Below are 19,399 nucleotides of genomic sequence, written 5' to 3' on the forward strand. Positions count from 1 at the left end.
CAGATTTTGTTTTAAAACGGTCGTTTGGGCTTGATCCCCGACGGCAGATGCGCGAACACTGACGGCACGTGACCGCCCCGCGGCAAAACGACAACAACGATCCATCAGAAAGGGATGCCTCGCCATATGTCCAACAACGTCAATCGGCTCACACTCGCCATCGCCCTTGCCTCCACGGCGCTGATCGCCGGCCAGGCGGCGGCCTCCGGCTTCCAGGTGCGTGAGCAGAGCGCCAAGACCCTCGCCAACGCCCTGTCCAACGCCACCGCCGGCGCCGAGGACGTCAGCTTCATGGCCTACAACCCGGCCGCCATCGGCAACATCGACGGCAACCAGGTGGCCGGCGGGGTGGCCTATATCGATGCCACCTTCGAGCTTCAGGGTGCCGAAGCCTCTAGTCGTACCATCCCCGGCCTCGGCAATGTCGATTACGATCGAGGCGGCTCTCGTCAGGGCGGTGAGACGGCCACGGTGCCGAGCTTCGCCGCCAAGATGCAGCTCAACGAGCAGTTCGACCTGGGCTTGGCCATCTATGCGCCCTACGGCCTCTCCACCAAGTACGACGAGGACTGGATCGGCCGCTATCATGCTGTGGAGACCGAGCTCACCACCATCGATTTCCAGCCGACGCTTAACTATCGGGCAACCGAGCGGCTCAACCTGGCCGTTGGCCTGCGGGCGCAATATGCCGATGCGACGCTTTCTAACGCCATCGACTTTGGCACGGCAGCAGCCCTTAAAGGCGGAACCCCCGGTCGCGACGACGTGATTGGTACGGTTGAGGGTGATGACTGGGGCTATGGCTATACCTTGGGCGCTCTCTTCCAGGTGACCGATAAGACACGGCTCGGCGCCAGCTACCGCTCCGAAATCGACCTGACGCTCGATGGGGATGCGACCTTCCGGGGCACCACCGCCTACTCCGATGGCGCGGTTGCCACGGAAGCTGATCCCCGCATCATAGATCGTGGCGGCAAGGCCGAGCTGACGACCCCCGCTAACCTGAACCTGGGGGTCTACCATCAGCTGACCGATCGCCTGGCGCTGATGGCCAACGCCGAGTGGACCGAGTGGAGCAGCTTCGACGAGTTGGTAGTCGAATTCGAGGATGGCTCTAGCAGCCCAACCACCGAGAACTGGAACGATACCTGGGCCTTCTCGGTAGGCGCCAACTACGCCCTGAACAAGCAGTGGCTGCTGCGTGCCGGCCTGGGCGTCGACGAGAGCCCGGTGCCGAGCGCCGAGTTCCGCACCCCGCGGGTGCCGGATGCCGACCGCCAGTGGGCGACCTTCGGCGCCACCTGGATGCCCAGCCCCGAGCTCGGCATCACCGCCGGCTATATGCACGTCTTCGCCGACGATGGCGACATCGACCAACAGGCGACCGCCGACAACGAGAATGCCAGCAAAGGCAACCTCTCCGGCACCTACGAGGTGGAGGCCGACGTCTTCGCCCTCTCGGTGGACTACCGCTTCTAGGCGCGGCCTTTCCCGCACAATCTAGTCTTCATGACTCCGCGACCCCGGCCACTGGCCGGGGTTTTCGCGTTTGGGTGAGGGGTCAGGCGGCCGCGTCCTCGAGGAAGGCCGCCTGCATCAGCTCCCGGGTGTAGGCCTCCCGGGGCGCCTGGAACAGCGCCTCGGTGTCGCCCTGTTCGACTACCGCGCCGTCCTTCATCACCAGCACGCTATCGGCCAGGGCCCGCACTACCGCCAGGTCATGGCTGATGAACAGGTAGGTGAGGCTGTGTCTCTCCTGCAGGTCGCGCAGCAGCGCGATCACCGTGGCCTGCACCGAGCGGTCCAGCGCCGAGGTGGGCTCGTCGAGCAGCAGGAACTCGGGCTTGAGCACCAGGGCGCGGGCGATGGCGATGCGCTGGCGCTGGCCGCCCGAGAACTCGTGGGGGTAGCGGTGACGCATCGCCGGGTCCAGGGCGACATCGTCGAGCGCCTCCTGAACCCGGGCGTCCCGCTCGCGGCGACCGAGCTCCGGGGCGTGCACCCGTAGGCCCTCGCCGACGATCTCGCCCACCGTCATGCGTGGCGACAGCGAGCCGAACGGGTCCTGGAAGACCACTTGCATCCGCGAGCGCAGCGGGCGCATGCCGCTGCTGTCGAGGCCCTCGAGGGCGGTGTCGCCGAAGCGGATCTCGCCTCGGCTCTCGAGCAGGCGCAGCAGGGCGCGCCCCAGGGTCGACTTGCCTGAGCCGGATTCCCCGACGATGCCTACCGTCTGCCCCCAGCGGATCGCCAGATCGATGCCGCGCACCGCCTCGAAGTATTCGGCGGGTCGAAAGAGGTGCCGCTTGAGGGGAAAGCGCACCCGCAGGTCGTGGGCCTCGAGCAGCAGCGGGGCGTCGGTCGGCACCGGCGCCTTGCGCCCCTGGGGCTCGGCGTTGATCAGCATGCGCGTATAGGCGTGCTGCGGTTCGGCAAAGAGGGCGGCGGTCTCGCCGCTTTCCACCCGCTCGCCGCGGCGCATCACGCAGACCCGATCGGCGAAGTGGCGCACGATGCCCAGATCATGGGTGATGAACAGGATCGCCATGCCGTAGCGGCGCTGCAGGCCCTTGAGCAGGGTCAGGATCTGCGCCTGGACGGTGACGTCCAGCGCCGTGGTCGGCTCGTCGGCGATCAAGAGCCGGGGCTCGCAGGCCAGCGCCATGGCGATCATCACCCGCTGGCGCTGGCCGCCGGAGAGCTCATGCGGGTAGCTCGCCAGGCGCCGCTCGGGCTCGGGGAGGCCCACCTGCTCCAGAAGCTCGAGGGCGCGCGCCCGGGCGGCACGGCCGCGCAGCGCGGTGTGTTTGGTGAGTACCTCGATGATCTGGCGGCCCACCCGGTGCAGCGGGTTCAGCGAGGTCATGGGCTCCTGGAAGATCATCGAGATCTCGTTGCCGCGGATCTGGCGCAGGCGCTTGGGCGGCACCCGCAGCAGGTCCTCGTCGCCCGCCCCGCCGTGCCAGTGGATGGCGCCGGCGGGCCGGGCAAGCGCCGGCAGCAGGCCCATGGCGGCGGTGGAGGAGACCGACTTGCCGGAGCCGGACTCGCCTACGAGTGCCAGGGTCTCGCCCTCGTGGATGGTGATGCTCAGGTCCTTGACGGCGGCGACGCTGCCGCCCGGCAGGTCGAAGTCGACCCGCAGGCGATCGATCTCGAGCAGTGGCTGTGGCATGGAGCCTCCTTGGCGGTCGCGTTCAGCGGGTCGTTAACGGGTCTTGGGGTCGAGGGCATCGCGCAGGCCGTCGCCCAGGAAGTTGAGGCACAGCAGGGTCACCGCCAGGAAGGCGGAGGGCACCAGCAGCATCCAGGGGGCCGTTTCCATCATGTCCTTGCCCTCGCTGATCAGCACGCCCCAGCTGGTCAGCGGCTCCTGCACGCCGAGCCCCAGGAAGGAGAGGAAGCTCTCCAGCAGGATCACCTTGGGCACGGTGAGGGTGACGTAGACGATCACCGGGCCGAGGGCGTTGGGGATCAGGTGGCGGGTGACGATGGTGTGGCGGCGCACGCCCAGCGCCTGGGCGGCCTCGACGAACTCGCGGCGCTTCAGCGCCAGCACCTGGCCGCGCACGATGCGCGACATGTCGAGCCACTCCACGGCGCCGATGGCGGCGTAGATCAGCAGGATGTTGCGGCCGAACACCACCATCAGCAGGATCACCAGGAACATGAAGGGCAGCGAGTACATGATGTCGACGAAGCGCATCATCAGGGTGTCGGCGCGCCCGCCCAGGTAGCCGGCGACAGCGCCGTAGAGCACGCCGATCACCAGCGAGACGAAGGTGGCCACTAGCGCCACGGAGAGCGATACGCGACCGCCGTGGAGCACCCGAGTGAGCAGGTCGCGGCCGTTGGCGTCGGTGCCGGCGTAGTGGTCCTCGGCCAGGCTCGGCGCAGTGAGGAAGGCGTTCCAGTCCACCTCGTCCAGCGTCCAGGGCGTCAGCCAGGGCCCGGCGATGCAGGCCAGGGCGACCAGCACCAGCAGCATCAGGCTGGCGGTGGCGGCCCGATTTTGCCGGAGCCGGCGCCAGGCCTCGCGGGCCAGACTGTCGCTGGCGATATCGAGGGTCGAGACAGCGGTATCAGTCGTCATAGCGAATCTGCGGGTCCAGGGCCGAGTAGAGCAGGTCGACGAGCAGGTTGAGCAGCACGATCAGGGCGCCGTAGAACACCACCGTGCCCATCACCAGGGTGTAGTCGCGGTTGAGGGCGGCCTGCACGAAGTAGCGGCCGATGCCGGGGATGCCGAAGATCTGCTCGATCACCACCGAGCCGGTGATGATCCCGGCCACCGCCGGGCCAAGGTAGGAGACTACCGGCAGCATCGCCGGGCGCAGGGCGTGGCGCCAGATCACCTCGGCCTCCGATAGCCCCTTGGCGCGGGCGGTGCGGATGAAATGGCTGCCGAGGATCTCGATCATGCTGGCGCGCATCATTCGCGCGATGTAAGCGATCTGCTGGATCGACAGGGCGACCACCGGCAGCACCAGATTGGGCCAGGCGCCATCGTTCCAGCCGCCCACCGGCAGCCAGCCGAGGAAGACCCCGAACACCAGCGCGAGCAGCGGGGCGATCACGAAGTTGGGGACCGCCACGCCGGCAAGGGCGGTGCCCATCACCAGGTAGTCGACGGTGGAGTTGCGCTTGAGCGCGGCGATCACCCCCAGCGGCAGGCCGATCAGCAGCGCCAGGCCGATGGCCCAGAGGCCGAGCTCGAGGCTTACCGGGAAGCCCTGGGCGACCAGTTCGGTGACGGTGAAGTCCTTGTACTTGAAGGAGGGGCCGAGATCGCCCTGGAGCAGGTTGCCCATGTAGATCAGGTACTGCTGCCACACCGGCTCATCCAGGTGGTAGGTGGCCAGCAGGTTGGCCTCGATCTCCGGCGGCAGCTGGCGTTCGCCGTCGAAGGGGCCGCCCGGGGCCAGGTGCATCAGGAAGAACGACAGGGTGATGACGATCCACAGCGTCGGAATCGCCTGCAGCAGGCGGGTCAGGGTATAGCGGAGCATGACGGGGCCTCGCGCCCCGGGCCATGGGCCCGGGGTCAGTCGCAACGATGGAGAACAGCTCTTGATCGAAAAGATGAGCCTTTCCGGCGACAAGCCTGCGCGAGGGCGCTGTGAACCCTTCCTTGGGCGCTACTTTTGACGTCCATGATCAAAAGACCCTCGCTCCGCCTTGTCCCCGGCGCTCATCCTGCCAGCATGCTGGAATGAGCGCTTAATCCTCGATGTCGATCCAGCGCGAGCGGTGGATGTCCTCGATGTTGGTCTGCCAGCCGCTCAGCGCGGGGCTCACCAGGTTACGCGAGACGTAGTAGTAGAGGGGCAGGGTGGCGTTGTCATCGAGGGCCAGCGCCTCGGCCTCGGCCATCAGCTCGGCGCGGGCGTCGGTGTCCTGGGTCTCGGCAGCCCGGTCCATCAGGGCATCGAACTCGGCGTTGGCGTAGGCGCCGTAGTTGTTGGCGACGCCGCCCTCCAGCAGGCTCAGGAAGTTCTGGGCGTCGTTGTAGTCGCCGATCCAGCCGGCCCGGGCCACGTCGAAATCGCCCTGGCGGATGTCGGCATAGTGGACCGCCACCTCGGCATTGTAGAGCTCCACCTCGACGCCCAGCGGCTTCCACATGGCGGCCAGGGCGATGGCGACCTTGCGGTGGTCTTCGCTGGTGTTGTAGCGAAGCTGTAGCTCGAGCGGGTCGTCCGGGCCGTAGCCGGCCTCTTCCATCAGCGCGCGGGCGCGTTCCAGGCGTGCTTCCTGGCTCATCTCGGCGAAGTCCAGCTCCGCCCCCTCGTAGTGGGCCACGTTCGGCGGCACGAAGCCGTAGGCGGGCTGCTCGCCGGTGCCCAGGATCTGGTCGGTGATCACCTCGCGGCGCGCCGCCAGGCTCAGCGCCTCGCGCACCCGCGGGTCGGCGGTGGCGCGATCGTCCCGGGTGTTGAAGGCGTAGTAGTAGATGCCGAGGTAGGGGGCCACCTGCACGGCCTGGGGCAGGTTCTCCTTGAGCCAGGCGTACTGCTGGGTCGGGAACTCCCGGGCGATGTCGATCTCGCCGGCGCGGAAGCGGTTCAGGGCGGTGTTGCGCTCCTCGATGGGGAAGTAGATCACCTCGTCCAGGGCGACGTTCTCGGCGTCGTGGAAGTGCGGGTTGCGTGTGGCCTCGATGCGGGTCTGGGACTGCCACTCGTGCAGGGCGAAGGCGCCGTTGGAGACCATGTGCTCGGGGCTGGACCAGTCGTCGCCGTACTCCTCCACCGCGTGCCGGGGCACCGGGTAGGCGGTGTAGTGAGCCAGCTGGTCGAGGAAGTAGGGGGTGGAGCGCTCCAGGGTGATACGCAGGGTGCGTGGGTCGAGCGCCTCGATGCCCAGCGCGCTCGGCTCGGCCTCGCCACCGTAGACCGCCTCGGCGTTCTTCACCGGATAGAGCAGGTAGGCGTAGCTGGCGGCGGTGGCCGGGTCGAGGATGCGGCGGAAGGCAAAGACGAAGTCATCGGCGGTCACCGGGGTGCCATCGGACCACTGGGCGTCCTCCCGCAGGGTGAAGGTGTAGGTGGTGCCGTCCTCGGCAATCTCCCAGGACTCGGCGACGCCGGGAATGCGCGCGCCGTCGGCGGCCTCGGTCACGAGCCCCTCGAAGAGGTCGCCGACCACGTCGTTCTCCCAGGTGCCGCTGATCTTGTGGGGGTCCAGGGAGGCGGGCTCGCCCATGATGGCGAGGCGCAGGGTCTCGGCACTGGCGGGCAGGGCGAGGCAGGTGGCGGCCAGCAGCAGCGAGCCGGCGGCAAGGCGTGGGATGATCATGATGCACTCCGTTGCTTGTGATTGTGTGGAGTTCCGGCCGTTTGGACCATGGCCTCACCATGTCCAAGCCGGCGGTCGCGGTCTATTCGAAATTGCGCATGGCTTCATCCATGAATTCGATACCCCCCTCGTGGCGAGGGCCGGGGGAGGATGGTCGCTGCGGTCGCGTTTCGCTACAATGTCGGCCTTTTCCGCGCCGCCGCGGCGGCCGTCTTTCCACTGCAGATTCAGGCGAGCGAGCCCATGCTGGAAACCAATGCCATCCATAACCTCATCAAGGACCTGTCCGAGCGGACAGACGTCCTGAGGGGGTATCTTTGACTATGCTGAAAAGAAAGATCGGTTAGAGGAAGTCACCCGCGAGCTCGAGGATCCCAACGTCTGGAGCGATCCCGACTACGCCCAGAAGCTGGGCAAGGAGCGGGCTACGCTGGAGACAATCGTCGCCACCATCGATGAGCTCGACCAGGGCCTGGGCGATAGCCGGGACCTGCTGGAGCTGGCCGAGATGGAGGGGGACGAGGGCACCGTCGCCGAGGTCCAGAAGGAGCTCGACGGCATGCAGGCGAGCCTCGCCAAGCTCGAGTTCCGGCGCATGTTCTCCGGCGAGATGGACGAGAACAACGCCTATCTCGATATTCAGGCAGGCTCCGGCGGCACCGAGGCCCAGGACTGGGCCAACATCCTGCTGCGCATGTACCTGCGCTGGGCCGAACACCACGGCTTCAAGGCGGAGATCATCGAGGTCTCGGCCGGCGACGTGGCGGGCATCAAGTCGGCCTCGGTGCATATCCAGGGCGATTACGCCTTCGGCTGGCTGCGCACCGAGACCGGCGTGCACCGCCTGGTGCGCAAGAGTCCCTTCGATTCCGGCGGTCGCCGCCATACCTCGTTCGCCTCGGTGTTCCTCTCGCCGGAGGTCGACGATAGCTTCGAGGTCGAGATCAATCCCTCGGACCTGCGTACCGACACCTACCGCTCCAGCGGGGCCGGCGGTCAGCACGTCAACACCACCGACTCCGCCGTGCGCATCACTCACGAGCCCACCGGCATCGTGGTGGCCTGCCAGAGCCAGCGCAGCCAGCACGCCAACCGCGACTTCGCCATGAAGCAGCTCAAGGCGAAGCTGTGGGAACACGAGATGCAGAAGCGCAACGCCGCCAAGCAGGAGGCAGAGGACTCCAAGGCCGACATCGGCTGGGGCAGCCAGATCCGCTCCTACGTGCTGGACGACCAGCGCATCAAGGATCTGCGCACCGGCGTGCAGTCGAGCAGCTGCGACAAGGTGCTGGACGGCGATCTGGATCAGTTCATCGAAGCCAGCCTGAAACAGGGGTTCTGAGCCCTTGCCCTGCCGCGCCCCGGGCGATGCTCGTTCGGGGCGCGGCGCGACGCCCACTCTTTCACAGTAGCGGCCTCCCGTGAGGCCGCGACGCCACAGGTAGCGACATGGCCCACCCGGACTCCCCGCAGAACGATGAGAACCGCCTGATCGCCGAGCGCCGTGCCAAGCTGGCCGCGCGCCGCGCACTGGCCGCCGACACCGGCGCGAGCGCCTTCCCCAACGATTTTCGCCGCGACAGCCTGGCGGCCGAGCTCGACGCCGAGCTCGGCGACAAGGACAAGGCCGAGCTGGAGACGCTGGGGCGCCAGGCCGCCGTGGCCGGGCGCATCATGCGCAAGCGCGGGCCCTTCCTGGTCATCCAGGACCCCTCTGGCACGATCCAGCTCTACGTCGACAAGAAGGGACTGCCCGCCGAGGTGCTCGAGGACGTCAAGGGCTGGGACATCGGCGACATCGTGGCCGCCCGCGGTCCGGTGCACAAGTCGGGCAAGGGCGATCTCTACGTGATGATGGTCGAGGCCAAGCTGCTCACCAAGAGCCTGCGTCCGCTGCCCGACAAGTTCCACGGCCTGACCGATCTCGAGGCGCGCTATCGCCAGCGCTACGTCGACCTGATCGTGAACCCCGACTCGCGCCGGGTCTTCGAGGCCCGCGCCGGGGTGATCAGTGCCATGCGCCGCTTCTTCGAGGATCGCGGCTTCATGGAGGTCGAGACGCCGATGCTGCAGCCGATTCCCGGCGGCGCCACGGCCCGGCCCTTCGTTACCCATCACAATGCGCTGGACATCGACATGTACCTGCGCATCGCGCCGGAGCTCTACCTCAAGCGCCTGGTGGTGGGCGGCTTCGAGAAGGTCTTCGAGATCAACCGCAACTTCCGTAACGAGGGGCTCTCCACGCGGCATAACCCCGAGTTCACGATGATCGAGTTCTACCAGGCCCATGCCAATCATCATGACCTGATGGACCTCACCGAGGAGATGCTGCGCAGCGTGGCCCAGAAGGTGCTGGGCACCACCACGGTGGTCAATACCGTGCGCAACGCCGAGGGCGAGGTGCTGGAGACCTTCGAGTACGACTTCGGCCAGCCGCTGCGCCGCATCAGCGTGTTCGACGCCATCCTCGAGTACAACCCGGACATCCATGCCGAGGCCCTGGCCGACGAGGCGGCGGCCCGCCAGATCGCCGAGCGCCTGGACATCGACGTCAAGGACGGCTGGGGGCTGGGCAAGATCCAGATCGAGATCTTCGAGAAGACCGTCGAGCACCGCCTCCAGCAGCCGACCTTCATCACCGAGTATCCCACCGAGGTGAGCCCGCTGGCGCGCCGCAAGGACAGCGACCCCTTCGTCACCGAGCGCTTCGAGTTCTTCGTCGGCGGCCGCGAGATCGCCAACGGCTTCTCGGAGCTCAACGACGCAGAGGACCAGGCCGAGCGCTTCGCCGCCCAGGCCGCGGAGAAGGAGGCCGGCGATCTGGAAGCGATGTACTACGACGCCGACTACGTGCGCGCCCTGGAAATCGGCCTGCCGCCGACCGCCGGCGAGGGCATCGGCATCGATCGGCTGGTGATGCTGTTCACCGACAGCGCCTCGATCCGCGACGTCCTGCTGTTCCCCGCCATGCGTCCGGAAGTCGATTGACGGGCGAGGCGTTGAGTTGAACGGGGAAGGAGGTAGGTCGAAGAGGAGGTCCTACGCCAGGGGTGAGAAGCATGGCTTCGAACGGGCTGGCCATGGATGGCCAGCACCGGCCCTGCAAGCGGAGCAGGACGCGAGAGCGACGCAGGGCGTCGGTAGCGCCCAGGGAAGGGTTTACAGCGCCTCCTCGTAGACCTGCCTCCGGACCAGCCTGGCTCGAGTAGGTCGCTGACCGGAAGTGTTGGTAAGGGGCGCCCCAAGCGCCCATAATGACCGTCGTTTCGACGTCGAGGAGACCGTGATGAAACTGCTCAACCGCTCCGCCCTGAGCGTCAGGCCGACCCGGCACTTCGTGGACTGGATCAATGCGCTCGAACCCACCATGGACGGGGACGACCTGACCCTGGCCGACGTCGAACGCGAAAGCACCGTCTATCTGATTCCGGAGATGGACACCCCGGAGGCCCTGGAGGGCTTCGTGCGCGAGCGCTATCTCGAGATCCTCGAGACCGAACTGCGCGCCTGGGAAGAGGACGAGCGACAGTGGCCCGAGGCCCTGGACTGGGCGCTCTTCCAACGCTTCCTGCAGGTCGAGCACAGCTACCTGGCCATCGATCTGGAGAACGAGGCGGCGCTGGAGATCTCCGAGGTGGACGACGCCCTGCTGCTGGAGACCGACCAGGACTGAGGCGTCTGCTTGGCCGTCATCTCGACGACGGCGACCGCGAGAAACCGGCTTCGGCCGGTTTCTGTCTTTTAATCTCCTAGCAACGGAAACAGGATGAGTCGACTCTTTGCGACCCGTCCCGGCGACGATGGCCTGCCGGGCCCGGAACGGCGCCTGGCGGTGCTGGCACTGATCCTCGGGACCCTGATGGCGGTGGTAGACACCACCATGGTCAACATCGCCCTGCCCACCATCGCCGCCGACCTCGATGCCTCGCCCTCTCGGGTGGTGTGGGTCACCAACCTCTTCCAGGTGGTCTGCGCCGCCTTCCTGCTGGTCTTCGCCGCGCTCAGCGAGCGGGTCGGGCGCTACCGCCTCTACACGGCCGGGGTGGGGCTCTTCACCCTGGCCGCGCTGGGCAGCGCCCTGTCCCGTGACCTCACGACCCTGCTGCTGTTTCGTGCCCTGCAGGGGCTCGGTGCGGCGGCGACGCTCTCCATCGGGCCGTCGCTCTATCGCTCGATCTTCCCCTCGCGGCTGCTCGGCAGCGCCCTGGGTCTCTCCGCCCTGGTGGTGGCCGGCGGCTATGCGGCGGGGCCGACCATCGGCGGGCTGGTGCTCTCGGTGGCCCACTGGCCGTGGCTCTTCGCGCTGCACGTGCCGCTGGGACTCTGCGCTGCCAGCCTGGCCTGGCGGGCGCTACCGCGCGAGCCGGGGCGCCGGGAGGACTTCGACTGGCGCGGTGCGCTATTCGCGGTGGCCATGATGGCCGGGCTCTTCGTGGGCCTCGACGGCGCCGGTCACGGGGTGCCCGGCTGGCAGGTGCTCGCCTGGCTGGGCGGCAGTGCGCTGAGTGCCGGGCTCTTCCTGCGTCGCCAGCGGCGCGCGCGCCATCCGCTGCTGCCGCTGTCGCTGTTCGCCGAGCGGCGCTTCTCGCTGGCGGTCTGCGCCTCGGGGCTGGCCTTCGTGGGGCAGGGGCTGGCCTTCGTGGCACTTTCCTTCCTCTATCAGCAGGAGATGGGCTTCACGCCGCTGCAGACCGCCTGGATGTTCACCCCCTGGCCGCTGGCGATCATGGTGGTGGGGCCGCTGGCCGGCCGGCTGGCGGACCGGGTCAATCCCAGCCTGCTCTCCAGTGCCGGTCTCGTGCTGCTGCTGCTGGGCCTGGCGGCGCTGGCCGGGCTGGACGCCGAGGCGGGCCTCGCCGACAGCCTGTGGCGCACGGCGCTCTGCGGCGCCGGCTTCGGCCTCTTCCAGCCCCCCAACAACCGCGAGATGATGGCGAGCGTCCCCCGCGAGCGCAGCGCCCGGGCCTCCGGGGTGATGAGCACCACCCGCACGGTGGGACAGTCCCTCGGCGTCGCCCTGGTCGGCGCCTTCCTGGCCGCCGGCGCCCCGGTGCAGGCGACGCTCTGGGCCGGCGCGGTAGCCTGCGTACTGTCGCTTCTGGCGAGCCTCTCGCGGGTCGGCCTGGCCGGCCGGGCGCAGCGCGAGGCGCGCCGAGCCTGATCGCGGCGGGCGTCGTCGGACCCGCACGGAAGGCGTACAATGGCATCCTCACTCACCCAGTATCGAGACGTCGACAATGAGCATCCAGGACACCATCGAAGCCAAGCTCAAGGCCCTCGAGCCCGACTTCCTGGCGGTGGAGAACGAGAGCCACCGGCACAACGTGCCGGCGAATTCGGAGACGCACTTCAAGGTCACCCTGGTCGCTTGCCGCTTCGAGGGGCTGATGCCGGTCAAGCGCCACCAGCAGCTCTACGCGCTGCTCGCCGATGAGCTGTCAGGCCCGGTGCACGCCCTGGCCCTGCACCTCTTCACCCCCGAGGAGTGGGAGGCCAGTGGCCGGTCGCGCCCCGACTCTCCCGACTGCCGGGGCGGCAGCACCTCGTGACCCCGGAACCGCAGCGCCTGCAGTACCTGGAGGCCATGGGCCTGACGGCCTGGGTCTCTCGCTACCGCCTGCCCAATGCCCTGCCCACGCCGGAGTGCGAGTGGGCGCCGCCCGCGCCCGAGGCCGCGGCGGCGGCGCCGGGCGAGCGCCTGCATGCCCTGCTCGACGAGGCCGCCCAGGCCCAGGTCGCCACGCCCCGGGAGGCGCCCGCCGAGCCGGAGCCGTCCCAGCGCCCGCCGGCCGGCCCCGGTAAGGCGCGCGCCCTGCTCGGTGACATGGTGCCCACCACGGAGGCGGAACCCGCTCCCGAAGCGGTGGCGGCGCGTCCCGTGCAGCGCGCCGGCGAGGCGCTGCGCTTTACCCTGCAGGTGGCCTGCCTGGATGGCCGCTGGCTGATCCTGCTGCCCCAGGAAGCGGCGCCGGGCGCCATCGAGGTGCGCCTGCTGCGCCATGTGCTGCAGGCCGCCGGGGTGGTGCCCGAGCAGATGCCGGCCTTCGAGGCCTTCCGCTGGCCGCAGGTGGAAGGGCTGCCGGTGGAGGCGCCGGTCGAGGAGGCTCGGGAAGGGCTCCAGGCCTTCCTGGCCGGGCGCCGGCGGCGCGGCTGGGTGCCGGAACGGCTGCTGGTGTTCGGCAACGACGCCGTCCTCGATGAGCTGCTCGCCCTGGTGGAGGCACACTGCCCGCTGCTGGCGCTGCCGGCCTGGCAGGGGCCCGCCCTGGAGTCGCTTGCCGGCAGCGCCGAGGCCAAGCGCGCGCTCTGGCCGCGGATGGCCGGCTGGCGGCAGGCCTGGGAGGCGGGGCATGCGCCCGACTGAGGCGAGGCTGCGTTCGCTGGGGATCGAGGATCTGGCGGCGTTGACCACCCTGGAACAGGCCGGCCAGCACGACCCCTGGACGCCGGCTCAGCTCGAGGCCGTGCTGGACGATCCCGAGGCACGGGTCGTCGGCGTCGAGCAGGACGAACGGCTGGTGGGGCATGCGGTGGTGGTGCGCCTGCCCTTCGATGCGGAGCTGCAGGCCATCATGGTGGCCGGCGATCGGCGTCGCCAGGGGCTGGCGAGCCGGCTGCTCGAGGCGGTGATCGAGGCGGCGAAGGGCTGGGACGCGGAGCGCCTGCTGCTGGAAGTGCGGTCCAGCAATGACGCGGCTATCGGGCTCTATCGACGCGCCGGCTTTAACGAGGACGGCCGGCGCCGCGGCTACTATCCACCGCTCGCCGGCCGTGACCGGGAAGACGCGCTGCTGATGTCGCGCCCGCTGGCCTGATCCCGTCTCAGCTGGTCGCGGTGGTCTCGACCTCGTCGAACTTGCCCAGCAGGCTGGAGAGGCGACGCTCCCACTCCTCGCGCTCCTGCTTCAGGCGAGCGTTTTCCTCGCGCAGCTCCTCGGCTTCCATCCTCATCAACTCCAGGGCCTCGACGGCGCTGGTGACCTTCTGTTCGAGCTGGTTGAAGAGTTCGATGCTCATCCTGTTCTCCTGGCAACATCCTGCTGATCGGGCCGCGCCCGGTGGGGATTCTTCTGATGGCAGCGTAACGCCGCGGCCGGGGCTCAGCAACCGTCGCCGTCGGGCGACTGATCATCGGCCTGACGGCGCCGGAAGAGCCGCCCGGTGCTGTCACCGGCCCGCACCTCGCGATGCAGCTGCCAGCTGGTTGGCACGGCCGGCGCCAGCGAGGACTCGGTCTCGAGGTAGATCCAGGCCTCCTCGGCGAGCCAGCCGCCGGCCTCCAGGGCCGCGCAGCAGCCGGCGGCGAGGTCTTGATGGAAGGGCGGGTCGAGGAAAACCAGCGAGAAGGGGGCAGCGGTGCCGGCCAGGAAAGCCTGGGTCTGGATGGCCAGCAGGGTGGCGCGCTCGCTGGCCCCCAGGGTGGCGAGGTTGTCGGCCAGCTGGCGCGCCACCCTGGCGTCGGCCTCGACGAACGTCGCCTCCCGGGCGCCTCGCGACAGGGCCTCGAGGCCGAGCGCCCCGGTGCCGGCGAAGAGGTCGAGCACCCGGGCTCCGGGAACGGCGGCGGTCAGCCAGTTGAAGAGCGTCTCGCGCACCCGGTCGGGGGTCGGGCGCAGCCCGGGGTGGTCGAGCACCGGGAGTTGGCGGCGGCGGTAGTCGCCGCCGATCAGGCGCAGCCGTCCGGTCTTGGCTGGGGCGGCCGGGCCCGGGCGGCGGGACTTGCGGGAAGAGGAGAGGCGACGTGTCATGGGGCGGATTGTAACCGCCGGCTTGTCCACAGTCATGGTGCGCAATGGTAGGATGAGGCGATTCGTTCATCCGTGAGGCGTGATCCCCCCATGTTCGGTTTTCTCAAGCGCAAGAAGAAGCAGGAACAGCAGCAGACGACACCGGAACAGGAGGCCGAACGCCGGTCGGAAGAGGAGCAGGACGCGATAGCGGACGGAGCGCTGCCCGAGCAGGACGAGTCCTCCTCTGCCACGGGCGCGCCCGTGGCAGAGGAGTCCGACGAGGCGCGGACCGCCGAGACCGTGCCCGCCGCCGAGGAGGAGGTCGCGGTCGATGAGGCGGTGGCGGCCGAGCCCGCGTCTGAGGAGCCCGCCGAAGAGGCGACACAGCAGGCTGCGCCGGAGCAGGCCACCCCCGAGCCTGTTGTCGAGCCCGAGCCCGAGCCCGAGCCCGAGCCCGAGCCCGAGCCCGAGCCCGAGCCGGCGCCTGCCGCCCTGCAGGAGAAGCCGGTCAGCGAGAAGAAGGGCTGGTTTTCCCGCATCCGCGCCGGCCTTGGCAAGACCCGCGCCAACCTCACCGATGGCCTGGCCGACCTCTTCATGGGGCGCAAGCAGATCGATGACGATCTGATGGAGGAGCTCGAGACCCAGCTGCTGATGGCGGACGTGGGCATCGAGGCCACCACCGAGATCATCGACCGGCTCGCCGACCGGGTCTCGCGCAAGGAGCTCAAGGACCCCCAGGCGCTCTACCGGGCCCTGCAGGAGGAGCTGGCGGCGAGCCTCGAGCCGGTCACCGAGCCTCTGGCCCTGCCACCCAAGGGTGAGGGGCCCTTCGTCATCCTGGTGATCGGCGTCAACGGCGTGGGCAAGACCACTACCATCGGCAAGCTGACCCAGCGCTTCCAGCGCGAGGGGCGCAGCGTGATGCTGGCCGCCGGCGATACCTTCCGCGCCGCCGCCGTGGAGCAGCTCAAGGTATGGGGCGAGCGCAACGACGTGCCGGTGATCGCCCAGCATACCGGCGCCGACAGCGCCTCGGTGATCTTCGATGCGCTCTCGGCGGCCAAGGCGCGGGGGGTCGACGTGCTGATCGCCGACACCGCCGGGCGCCTGCACAACAAGGCGCACCTGATGGAGGAACTCAAGAAGGTCCATCGCGTGATGGGCAAGATCGACGGCGGCGCGCCCCATGAAGTGATGCTGGTGCTCGACGCCGGCACCGGACAGAACGCCCTGGCTCAGGCCTCGACCTTCCATGAGGCGGTGCCGATCACCGGCGTGACCCTGACCAAGCTCGACGGCACGGCCAAGGGCGGCATCATCTTCGCCCTGGCGCGACAGCTCGGTACCCCGATCCGCTTCATCGGCGTCGGCGAGGGGTTGGATGACCTGCGGCCCTTCGTGGCGCGCGAGTTCGTCGATGCCCTGTTCGACCGAGACCAGGACACGCCCGCGTCATGATCGCCTTCGAGCACGTCGGCAAGCGCTACGGAGGGCGCTATGATGCGCTCGCCAATATCGACTTCCGCGTGCGCCGCGGCGAGATGGTCTTCTTGACCGGCCACTCCGGGGCGGGCAAGAGCTCGCTGCTGCGGCTGATCATGCGCCTGGAACGGCCCAGCCGCGGCCGGGTGCGGGTGGCGGGCCACGACATCGATCGCCTGCACCATAGCCAGATTCCCTTCTATCGCCGCCAGATCGGTGTGGTCTTCCAGGACCACCAGCTGCTCTTCGACCGCTCGATCTACCACAACGTGGCGCTGCCCCTGGAGATCCAGGGCATCGAGCGCCGCGAGGCCGCGCGCCGAGTGCGGGCGGCGCTCGACAAGGTGGGGCTGCTGCACCGCGAGGCGGCCCTGCCCATCGAACTCTCCGGCGGCGAGCAGCAGCGGGTGGGCATCGCCCGGGCGGTGGTCAACAAGCCGGCGCTGCTGCTGGCCGACGAGCCCACCGGCAACCTCGACCCGCAGCTCTCCGCCGACATCATGGGGCTGTTCGAGGACTTCAACCGCATCGGCACCACGGTGATGGTCGCCAGCCACGACCTGGCGCTGATCGCCCGATTGCGCCACCGCACCCTGCGGCTGAGCGGGGGCCGCCTGGTGGCCGACGAGGAGATCGCATGAGTCGACCCGCGCCCTCGCCCCGCGGGGCCCGCACGCAGCGGCCGGGAAGCGCCCTGCGCTGGCGTGCCTGGGCCCGTCACCACCGCTCCATGGCCGCCGACAGCGCGCGCCGGCTGCTGCGCCGGCCCCTGGGCAGCCTGCTGACCATGCTGGCCATCGCCATCGCCCTGGTGCTGCCGGCCGGCCTGTGGCTGACCCTGGACAGCGCCCGCCTGCTAGATGCTCAGCTGGAGCAGAGCGCCACCCTCACCACCTACCTGGACGAGGAGGTCGGCGAGGCCGAGGCCGGGCGCATTGAGCAGGCCCTGGCCGCCCAGGAGGGCGTGGCGGCCACCCGGCTGATCACCGCCGCCGAAGGCATGGCCGAGTTCCAGCAGGCGCTGGGGCTCGAGGACGCCCTGGCGCGGCTCGAGACGAATCCGCTGCCGGCAAGCGTCGTGGTGCGCCCCGCCGATGCCTCCCCCGCGGCCGTGCGTCGGCTCGCCGATGGCCTGGCGGCCGTGCCCGGCGTCGATGAGGTGCGCCTGGACCTCGCCTGGCTGGAGCGCCTGCGCCACCTCGCCGCGCTGGGCCAGCGCGTCACCCTGGCGCTTGGCGTGCTGTTCGCGCTCGGCGTACTGCTGGTGGTCGGCAACACCATTCGGCTGGCCGTGGAGAGCCGCCGCCAGGAGATCGAGGTGGTCACCCTGATCGGCGCCACCCACGCCTTCGTGCGACGCCCCTTCCTCTACAGCGGCGCCTGGTTCGGCTTCGGCGGTGGCCTGTTGGCCTGGGGGCTGTTGAGCCTCGGCAGCGACTGGCTCGCGGCCCCGGTTTCCGCGCTGGCGGCCAGCTACGGCGCCAGTTTCGCCCTGCCGCGGCTGGGGGGCGAAGGGTCTACAATACTGTTGGGCTGTAGTACACTGCTTGGCTGGCTGGGCGCCTGGTTGGCCGTGAATCGGCACCTGGCGGAGATTCGGCCTCGTTAAGGCAAGCAGTCGGATGATATCTCGCTATATGCGAGCACATCCGGAACTTTCAACGGCCTTTATCGTCTTAGTCAGCGATCACGAACAGCATTATGGGCTTCGAAGGAGACAACCTGCACATGAGCACCAGTCTTCTGCCGGTGGGGCAGCTCTCACCGGGTCACGACCTGAACGGCTACATCCAGGCGGTCAACGGCATCCCCATGCTGACCGTCGAAGAGGAGCGCGACCTCGCCTTCCGGCTTCACGACGAGGGTGATCTGGAGGCGGCTCGCCGTCTGGTGCTGTCGCATCTGCGCTTCGTCGTCTATATCGCCCGCAGTTACTCCGGCTATGGCCTGCCTCAGGCGGACCTGATCCAGGAGGGCAACGTCGGCCTGATGAAGGCCGTCAAGCGCTTCGACCCCCATCAGGGCGTGCGGCTGGTCTCCTTCGCCGTGCACTGGATCAAGGCCGAGATTCACGAGTTCGTGCTGCGCAACTGGCGGATCGTCAAGATCGCCACCACCAAAGCCCAGCGCAAGTTGTTCTTCAACCTGCGCGGCGCCAAGAAGCGCCTGGCCTGGCTGAACACCGACGAGGTCGAGGCGATCGCCAAGGACCTCGACGTCAAGCCGGAGGTGGTGCGCGAGATGGAAGGTCGCCTGTCGGCCCACGACGCCGGCTTCGACGCCTCGCCCGGCGAGGACGACGAGTCCGCCTACCAGGCGCCAGTGCACTTTCTCGACGACGCCAGTGCCGATCCGGCCACCCAGCTCGAGGACAGCGACTGGGAGCAGGACGCCACCCAGCGCCTGCAGACGGCCCTTGCGGCTCTCGATGAGCGCTCGCGGGACATCCTGCAGCAGCGCTGGCTCGGCGACGGCAAGGCCACCCTGCACGAGCTGGCCGACGTCTACGGCGTCTCCGCCGAGCGCATCCGCCAGCTCGAGAAGAACGCCATGAAGAAGATCCGCCTGCAGATCGGCGACGCTCTGGCGGCCTGATTCCCGCCCGGCTCTCGCCTTCGAGCTCAGCGACGAAGCCCCGGCCATTGGCCGGGGCTTCGTGCGTTTACCGCGAGGGTTTCCGGTGGTGGGTCAGGCCGTCTGGGTCGCGGGGTGCAGCAGCTGTGCCGAGAGCAGCGGCCACTGGTCGTCCCAGTGTTCGGTGGGGCGGTGACGGAAGTCGCTGCGCACGTAGCGCGAGATCTGCCCCTCGAGCTGGGCCAGCATCAGGTTGGCGGCGGCGGAGACCGGCAGGGCGGGGCGGCGCCCCTCGCGCAGTTCGGCCTCGCGCAGCACCTGCTTGAGCTGGGTCTCCAGGCGCTCGAAGAGCTGATGGATGCGAAGGCGCAGCCGGGCCGTCTCGCCGGTCAGGGCGTCGCCGCCGAGCAGGCGCGAGAGGCCGGGGTTCTTCTCGGCGAAGGCCAGCACCAGGGTGAGGATCTGGCCGCAGCGTGGCACCGCCTCGGGTACCTCGTCGAGGATTCGGCCGATGCGCTCGAAGAGGCTCTCTTCGATGAACTCGATCAGGCCCTCGAACATCCGCGCCTTGCTCGGGAAGTGGCGATAGAGCGCCGCCTCCGAGACGCCGACCTGGCGGGCCAGCGCGGCCACGGTGATGCGCTTGCCGCTGTCTTCCTCCAGCATCAGCGCCAGGCCCTGCAGGATCTGCTCGCGGCGGCTGGGGGTGTAGGTTGCCTGCGTCATGTCGTTATATTCTTATCGGTCGGGTGGATCGGGCTGGCCCTCTGCGTGGCTCAGCTCGTAGGGCCGGCTTCTGGGGCCGGCTCACA

The 19,399-nt window shown here is 68.8% G+C and carries 20 protein-coding genes; 13 read left to right on the forward strand and 7 right to left on the reverse strand.

All coding sequences use genetic code 11. The annotated features are described in order from the left end of the window. The first annotated feature begins 126 nt into the window (after window positions 1–126). Window positions 127–1,479 (forward strand): OmpP1/FadL family transporter, encoded by a 1,353-nt coding sequence (locus RSO68_RS10695; protein ID WP_315586587.1) that lies wholly within the window; start codon window positions 127–129, stop codon window positions 1,477–1,479. Between the two features lie 82 nt (window positions 1,480–1,561). On the opposite strand, the gene RSO68_RS10700 is transcribed toward RSO68_RS10695, so the two are convergent. The 4 genes from RSO68_RS10700 to RSO68_RS10715 form a co-directional block, all read right to left on the reverse strand. Beyond that, on the reverse strand, window positions 1,562–3,175 hold the full coding sequence (locus RSO68_RS10700) for an ABC transporter ATP-binding protein (RefSeq protein ID WP_315586588.1): 1,614 nt from the start codon (window positions 3,173–3,175) through the stop codon (window positions 1,562–1,564). A gap of 33 nt (window positions 3,176–3,208) precedes the next feature. Beyond that, window positions 3,209–4,093, reverse strand: coding sequence for an ABC transporter permease subunit (locus RSO68_RS10705; RefSeq protein WP_315586589.1), 885 nt, complete (start codon window positions 4,091–4,093; stop codon window positions 3,209–3,211). Next, a complete protein-coding gene (gene oppB, locus RSO68_RS10710; protein WP_315586590.1) occupies window positions 4,083–5,009 on the reverse strand; it encodes an oligopeptide ABC transporter permease OppB in 927 nt (308 codons plus the stop codon). Before oppB ends, RSO68_RS10705 begins: the two co-directional genes overlap by 11 nt. 211 nt (window positions 5,010–5,220) lie before the next feature. Then, window positions 5,221–6,798 (reverse strand): peptide ABC transporter substrate-binding protein, encoded by a 1,578-nt coding sequence (locus RSO68_RS10715; RefSeq protein WP_315586591.1) that lies wholly within the window; start codon window positions 6,796–6,798, stop codon window positions 5,221–5,223. Window positions 6,799–6,948: 150 nt separating this feature from the next. On the opposite strand from RSO68_RS10715, the gene RSO68_RS10720 reads away from it, so the two are divergent. The 8 genes from RSO68_RS10720 (at window position 6,949) to rimI (ending at window position 13,613) form a co-directional block, all read left to right on the forward strand. Then, window positions 6,949–7,119 carry a hypothetical protein gene (locus tag RSO68_RS10720; protein WP_315586820.1) on the forward strand — a complete coding sequence of 57 codons (171 nt, stop codon included), beginning with the start codon at window positions 6,949–6,951 and terminating at the stop codon, window positions 7,117–7,119. Continuing rightward, window positions 7,042–8,140, forward strand: a protein-coding gene (gene prfB / locus RSO68_RS10725) for a peptide chain release factor 2 (protein WP_315586592.1) whose coding sequence is annotated in 2 segments (ribosomal slippage) — window positions 7,042–7,116 and window positions 7,118–8,140 — 1,098 coding nt in all. Because the reading frame shifts where the segments join, the coding sequence is not laid out codon by codon here. Before RSO68_RS10720 ends, prfB begins: the two co-directional genes overlap by 78 nt. 107 nt (window positions 8,141–8,247) lie before the next feature. Then, the gene (gene lysS, locus RSO68_RS10730; protein WP_315586593.1) at window positions 8,248–9,786 is read left to right on the forward strand and encodes a lysine--tRNA ligase; all 1,539 of its coding nucleotides are present in this window, start codon (window positions 8,248–8,250) and stop codon (window positions 9,784–9,786) included. Between the two features lie 298 nt (window positions 9,787–10,084). Then, window positions 10,085–10,471: a hypothetical protein gene (locus RSO68_RS10735; protein WP_089849980.1), complete on the forward strand. Its 387-nt coding sequence runs from the start codon at window positions 10,085–10,087 to the stop codon at window positions 10,469–10,471. A 93-nt stretch (window positions 10,472–10,564) separates the two neighbouring features. Then, a complete protein-coding gene (locus RSO68_RS10740) occupies window positions 10,565–11,959 on the forward strand; it encodes an MFS transporter (RefSeq protein WP_315586594.1) in 1,395 nt (464 codons plus the stop codon). A 76-nt stretch (window positions 11,960–12,035) separates the two neighbouring features. After that, window positions 12,036–12,347, forward strand: coding sequence for a BolA family protein (locus RSO68_RS10745; RefSeq protein WP_315586595.1), 312 nt, complete (start codon window positions 12,036–12,038; stop codon window positions 12,345–12,347). Beyond that, a complete protein-coding gene (locus tag RSO68_RS10750) occupies window positions 12,344–13,162 on the forward strand; it encodes a hypothetical protein (protein ID WP_315586596.1) in 819 nt (272 codons plus the stop codon). Before RSO68_RS10745 ends, RSO68_RS10750 begins: the two co-directional genes overlap by 4 nt. Beyond that, complete coding sequence (rimI, locus tag RSO68_RS10755; protein WP_315586597.1) at window positions 13,149–13,613, forward strand: ribosomal protein S18-alanine N-acetyltransferase; 465 nt, start codon at window positions 13,149–13,151, stop codon at window positions 13,611–13,613. Before RSO68_RS10750 ends, rimI begins: the two co-directional genes overlap by 14 nt. Window positions 13,614–13,620: 7 nt before the next feature. On the opposite strand, the gene RSO68_RS10760 is transcribed toward rimI, so the two are convergent. Next, window positions 13,621–13,815: a cell division protein ZapB gene (locus RSO68_RS10760; RefSeq protein ID WP_089849877.1), complete on the reverse strand. Its 195-nt coding sequence runs from the start codon at window positions 13,813–13,815 to the stop codon at window positions 13,621–13,623. Between the two features lie 83 nt (window positions 13,816–13,898). Further along, complete coding sequence (rsmD, locus tag RSO68_RS10765) at window positions 13,899–14,546, reverse strand: 16S rRNA (guanine(966)-N(2))-methyltransferase RsmD (RefSeq protein ID WP_315586598.1); 648 nt, start codon at window positions 14,544–14,546, stop codon at window positions 13,899–13,901. A gap of 90 nt (window positions 14,547–14,636) precedes the next feature. Here rsmD and ftsY point away from each other — a divergent pair, with 90 nt between their 5' ends. From ftsY to rpoH, 4 genes are all read left to right on the forward strand, one after another. Next, window positions 14,637–15,989 carry a signal recognition particle-docking protein FtsY gene (gene ftsY, locus RSO68_RS10770; protein ID WP_315586599.1) on the forward strand — a complete coding sequence of 451 codons (1,353 nt, stop codon included), beginning with the start codon at window positions 14,637–14,639 and terminating at the stop codon, window positions 15,987–15,989. Next, window positions 15,986–16,654, forward strand: a complete 669-nt coding sequence (gene ftsE / locus RSO68_RS10775) for a cell division ATP-binding protein FtsE (protein WP_089849870.1) — start codon at window positions 15,986–15,988, stop codon at window positions 16,652–16,654. The genes ftsY and ftsE overlap by 4 nt, the downstream gene beginning before the upstream one ends. After that, window positions 16,651–17,622 (forward strand): permease-like cell division protein FtsX, encoded by a 972-nt coding sequence (gene ftsX, locus RSO68_RS10780; protein ID WP_089849868.1) that lies wholly within the window; start codon window positions 16,651–16,653, stop codon window positions 17,620–17,622. The genes ftsE and ftsX overlap by 4 nt, the downstream gene beginning before the upstream one ends. 119 nt (window positions 17,623–17,741) lie before the next feature. Next, entirely contained in the window at window positions 17,742–18,608 is an 867-nt protein-coding gene (rpoH, locus tag RSO68_RS10785; protein WP_089849976.1) for an RNA polymerase sigma factor RpoH, read from the forward strand. Window positions 18,609–18,701: 93 nt separating this feature from the next. Here rpoH and slmA read toward each other — a convergent pair whose 3' ends face one another. Continuing rightward, window positions 18,702–19,313 (reverse strand): nucleoid occlusion factor SlmA, encoded by a 612-nt coding sequence (gene slmA, locus RSO68_RS10790; RefSeq protein ID WP_089849866.1) that lies wholly within the window; start codon window positions 19,311–19,313, stop codon window positions 18,702–18,704. Window positions 19,314–19,399 lie beyond the last annotated feature (86 nt).

The organism is Halomonas saccharevitans (genome assembly GCF_032333995.1).
Lineage (GTDB): Bacteria > Pseudomonadota > Gammaproteobacteria > Pseudomonadales > Halomonadaceae > Halomonas > Halomonas saccharevitans.

Coding starts and splice junctions, on each gene's coding strand:
- RSO68_RS10695 (WP_315586587.1), top strand. CDS start 127: ATGTCCAACAACGTCAATCGGCTCACACTCGCCATCGCCCTTGCCTCC.
- RSO68_RS10700 (WP_315586588.1), bottom strand. CDS start 3,175: ATGCCACAGCCACTGCTCGAGATCGATCGCCTGCGGGTCGACTTCGAC.
- RSO68_RS10705 (WP_315586589.1), bottom strand. CDS start 4,093: ATGACGACTGATACCGCTGTCTCGACCCTCGATATCGCCAGCGACAGT.
- oppB (WP_315586590.1), bottom strand. CDS start 5,009: ATGCTCCGCTATACCCTGACCCGCCTGCTGCAGGCGATTCCGACGCTG.
- RSO68_RS10715 (WP_315586591.1), bottom strand. CDS start 6,798: ATGATCATCCCACGCCTTGCCGCCGGCTCGCTGCTGCTGGCCGCCACC.
- RSO68_RS10720 (WP_315586820.1), top strand. CDS start 6,949: ATGGTCGCTGCGGTCGCGTTTCGCTACAATGTCGGCCTTTTCCGCGCC.
- lysS (WP_315586593.1), top strand. CDS start 8,248: ATGGCCCACCCGGACTCCCCGCAGAACGATGAGAACCGCCTGATCGCC.
- RSO68_RS10735 (WP_089849980.1), top strand. CDS start 10,085: ATGAAACTGCTCAACCGCTCCGCCCTGAGCGTCAGGCCGACCCGGCAC.
- RSO68_RS10740 (WP_315586594.1), top strand. CDS start 10,565: ATGAGTCGACTCTTTGCGACCCGTCCCGGCGACGATGGCCTGCCGGGC.
- RSO68_RS10745 (WP_315586595.1), top strand. CDS start 12,036: ATGAGCATCCAGGACACCATCGAAGCCAAGCTCAAGGCCCTCGAGCCC.
- rimI (WP_315586597.1), top strand. CDS start 13,149: ATGCGCCCGACTGAGGCGAGGCTGCGTTCGCTGGGGATCGAGGATCTG.
- RSO68_RS10760 (WP_089849877.1), bottom strand. CDS start 13,815: ATGAGCATCGAACTCTTCAACCAGCTCGAACAGAAGGTCACCAGCGCC.
- rsmD (WP_315586598.1), bottom strand. CDS start 14,546: ATGACACGTCGCCTCTCCTCTTCCCGCAAGTCCCGCCGCCCGGGCCCG.
- ftsY (WP_315586599.1), top strand. CDS start 14,637: ATGTTCGGTTTTCTCAAGCGCAAGAAGAAGCAGGAACAGCAGCAGACG.
- ftsE (WP_089849870.1), top strand. CDS start 15,986: ATGATCGCCTTCGAGCACGTCGGCAAGCGCTACGGAGGGCGCTATGAT.
- ftsX (WP_089849868.1), top strand. CDS start 16,651: ATGAGTCGACCCGCGCCCTCGCCCCGCGGGGCCCGCACGCAGCGGCCG.
- rpoH (WP_089849976.1), top strand. CDS start 17,742: ATGAGCACCAGTCTTCTGCCGGTGGGGCAGCTCTCACCGGGTCACGAC.
- slmA (WP_089849866.1), bottom strand. CDS start 19,313: ATGACGCAGGCAACCTACACCCCCAGCCGCCGCGAGCAGATCCTGCAG.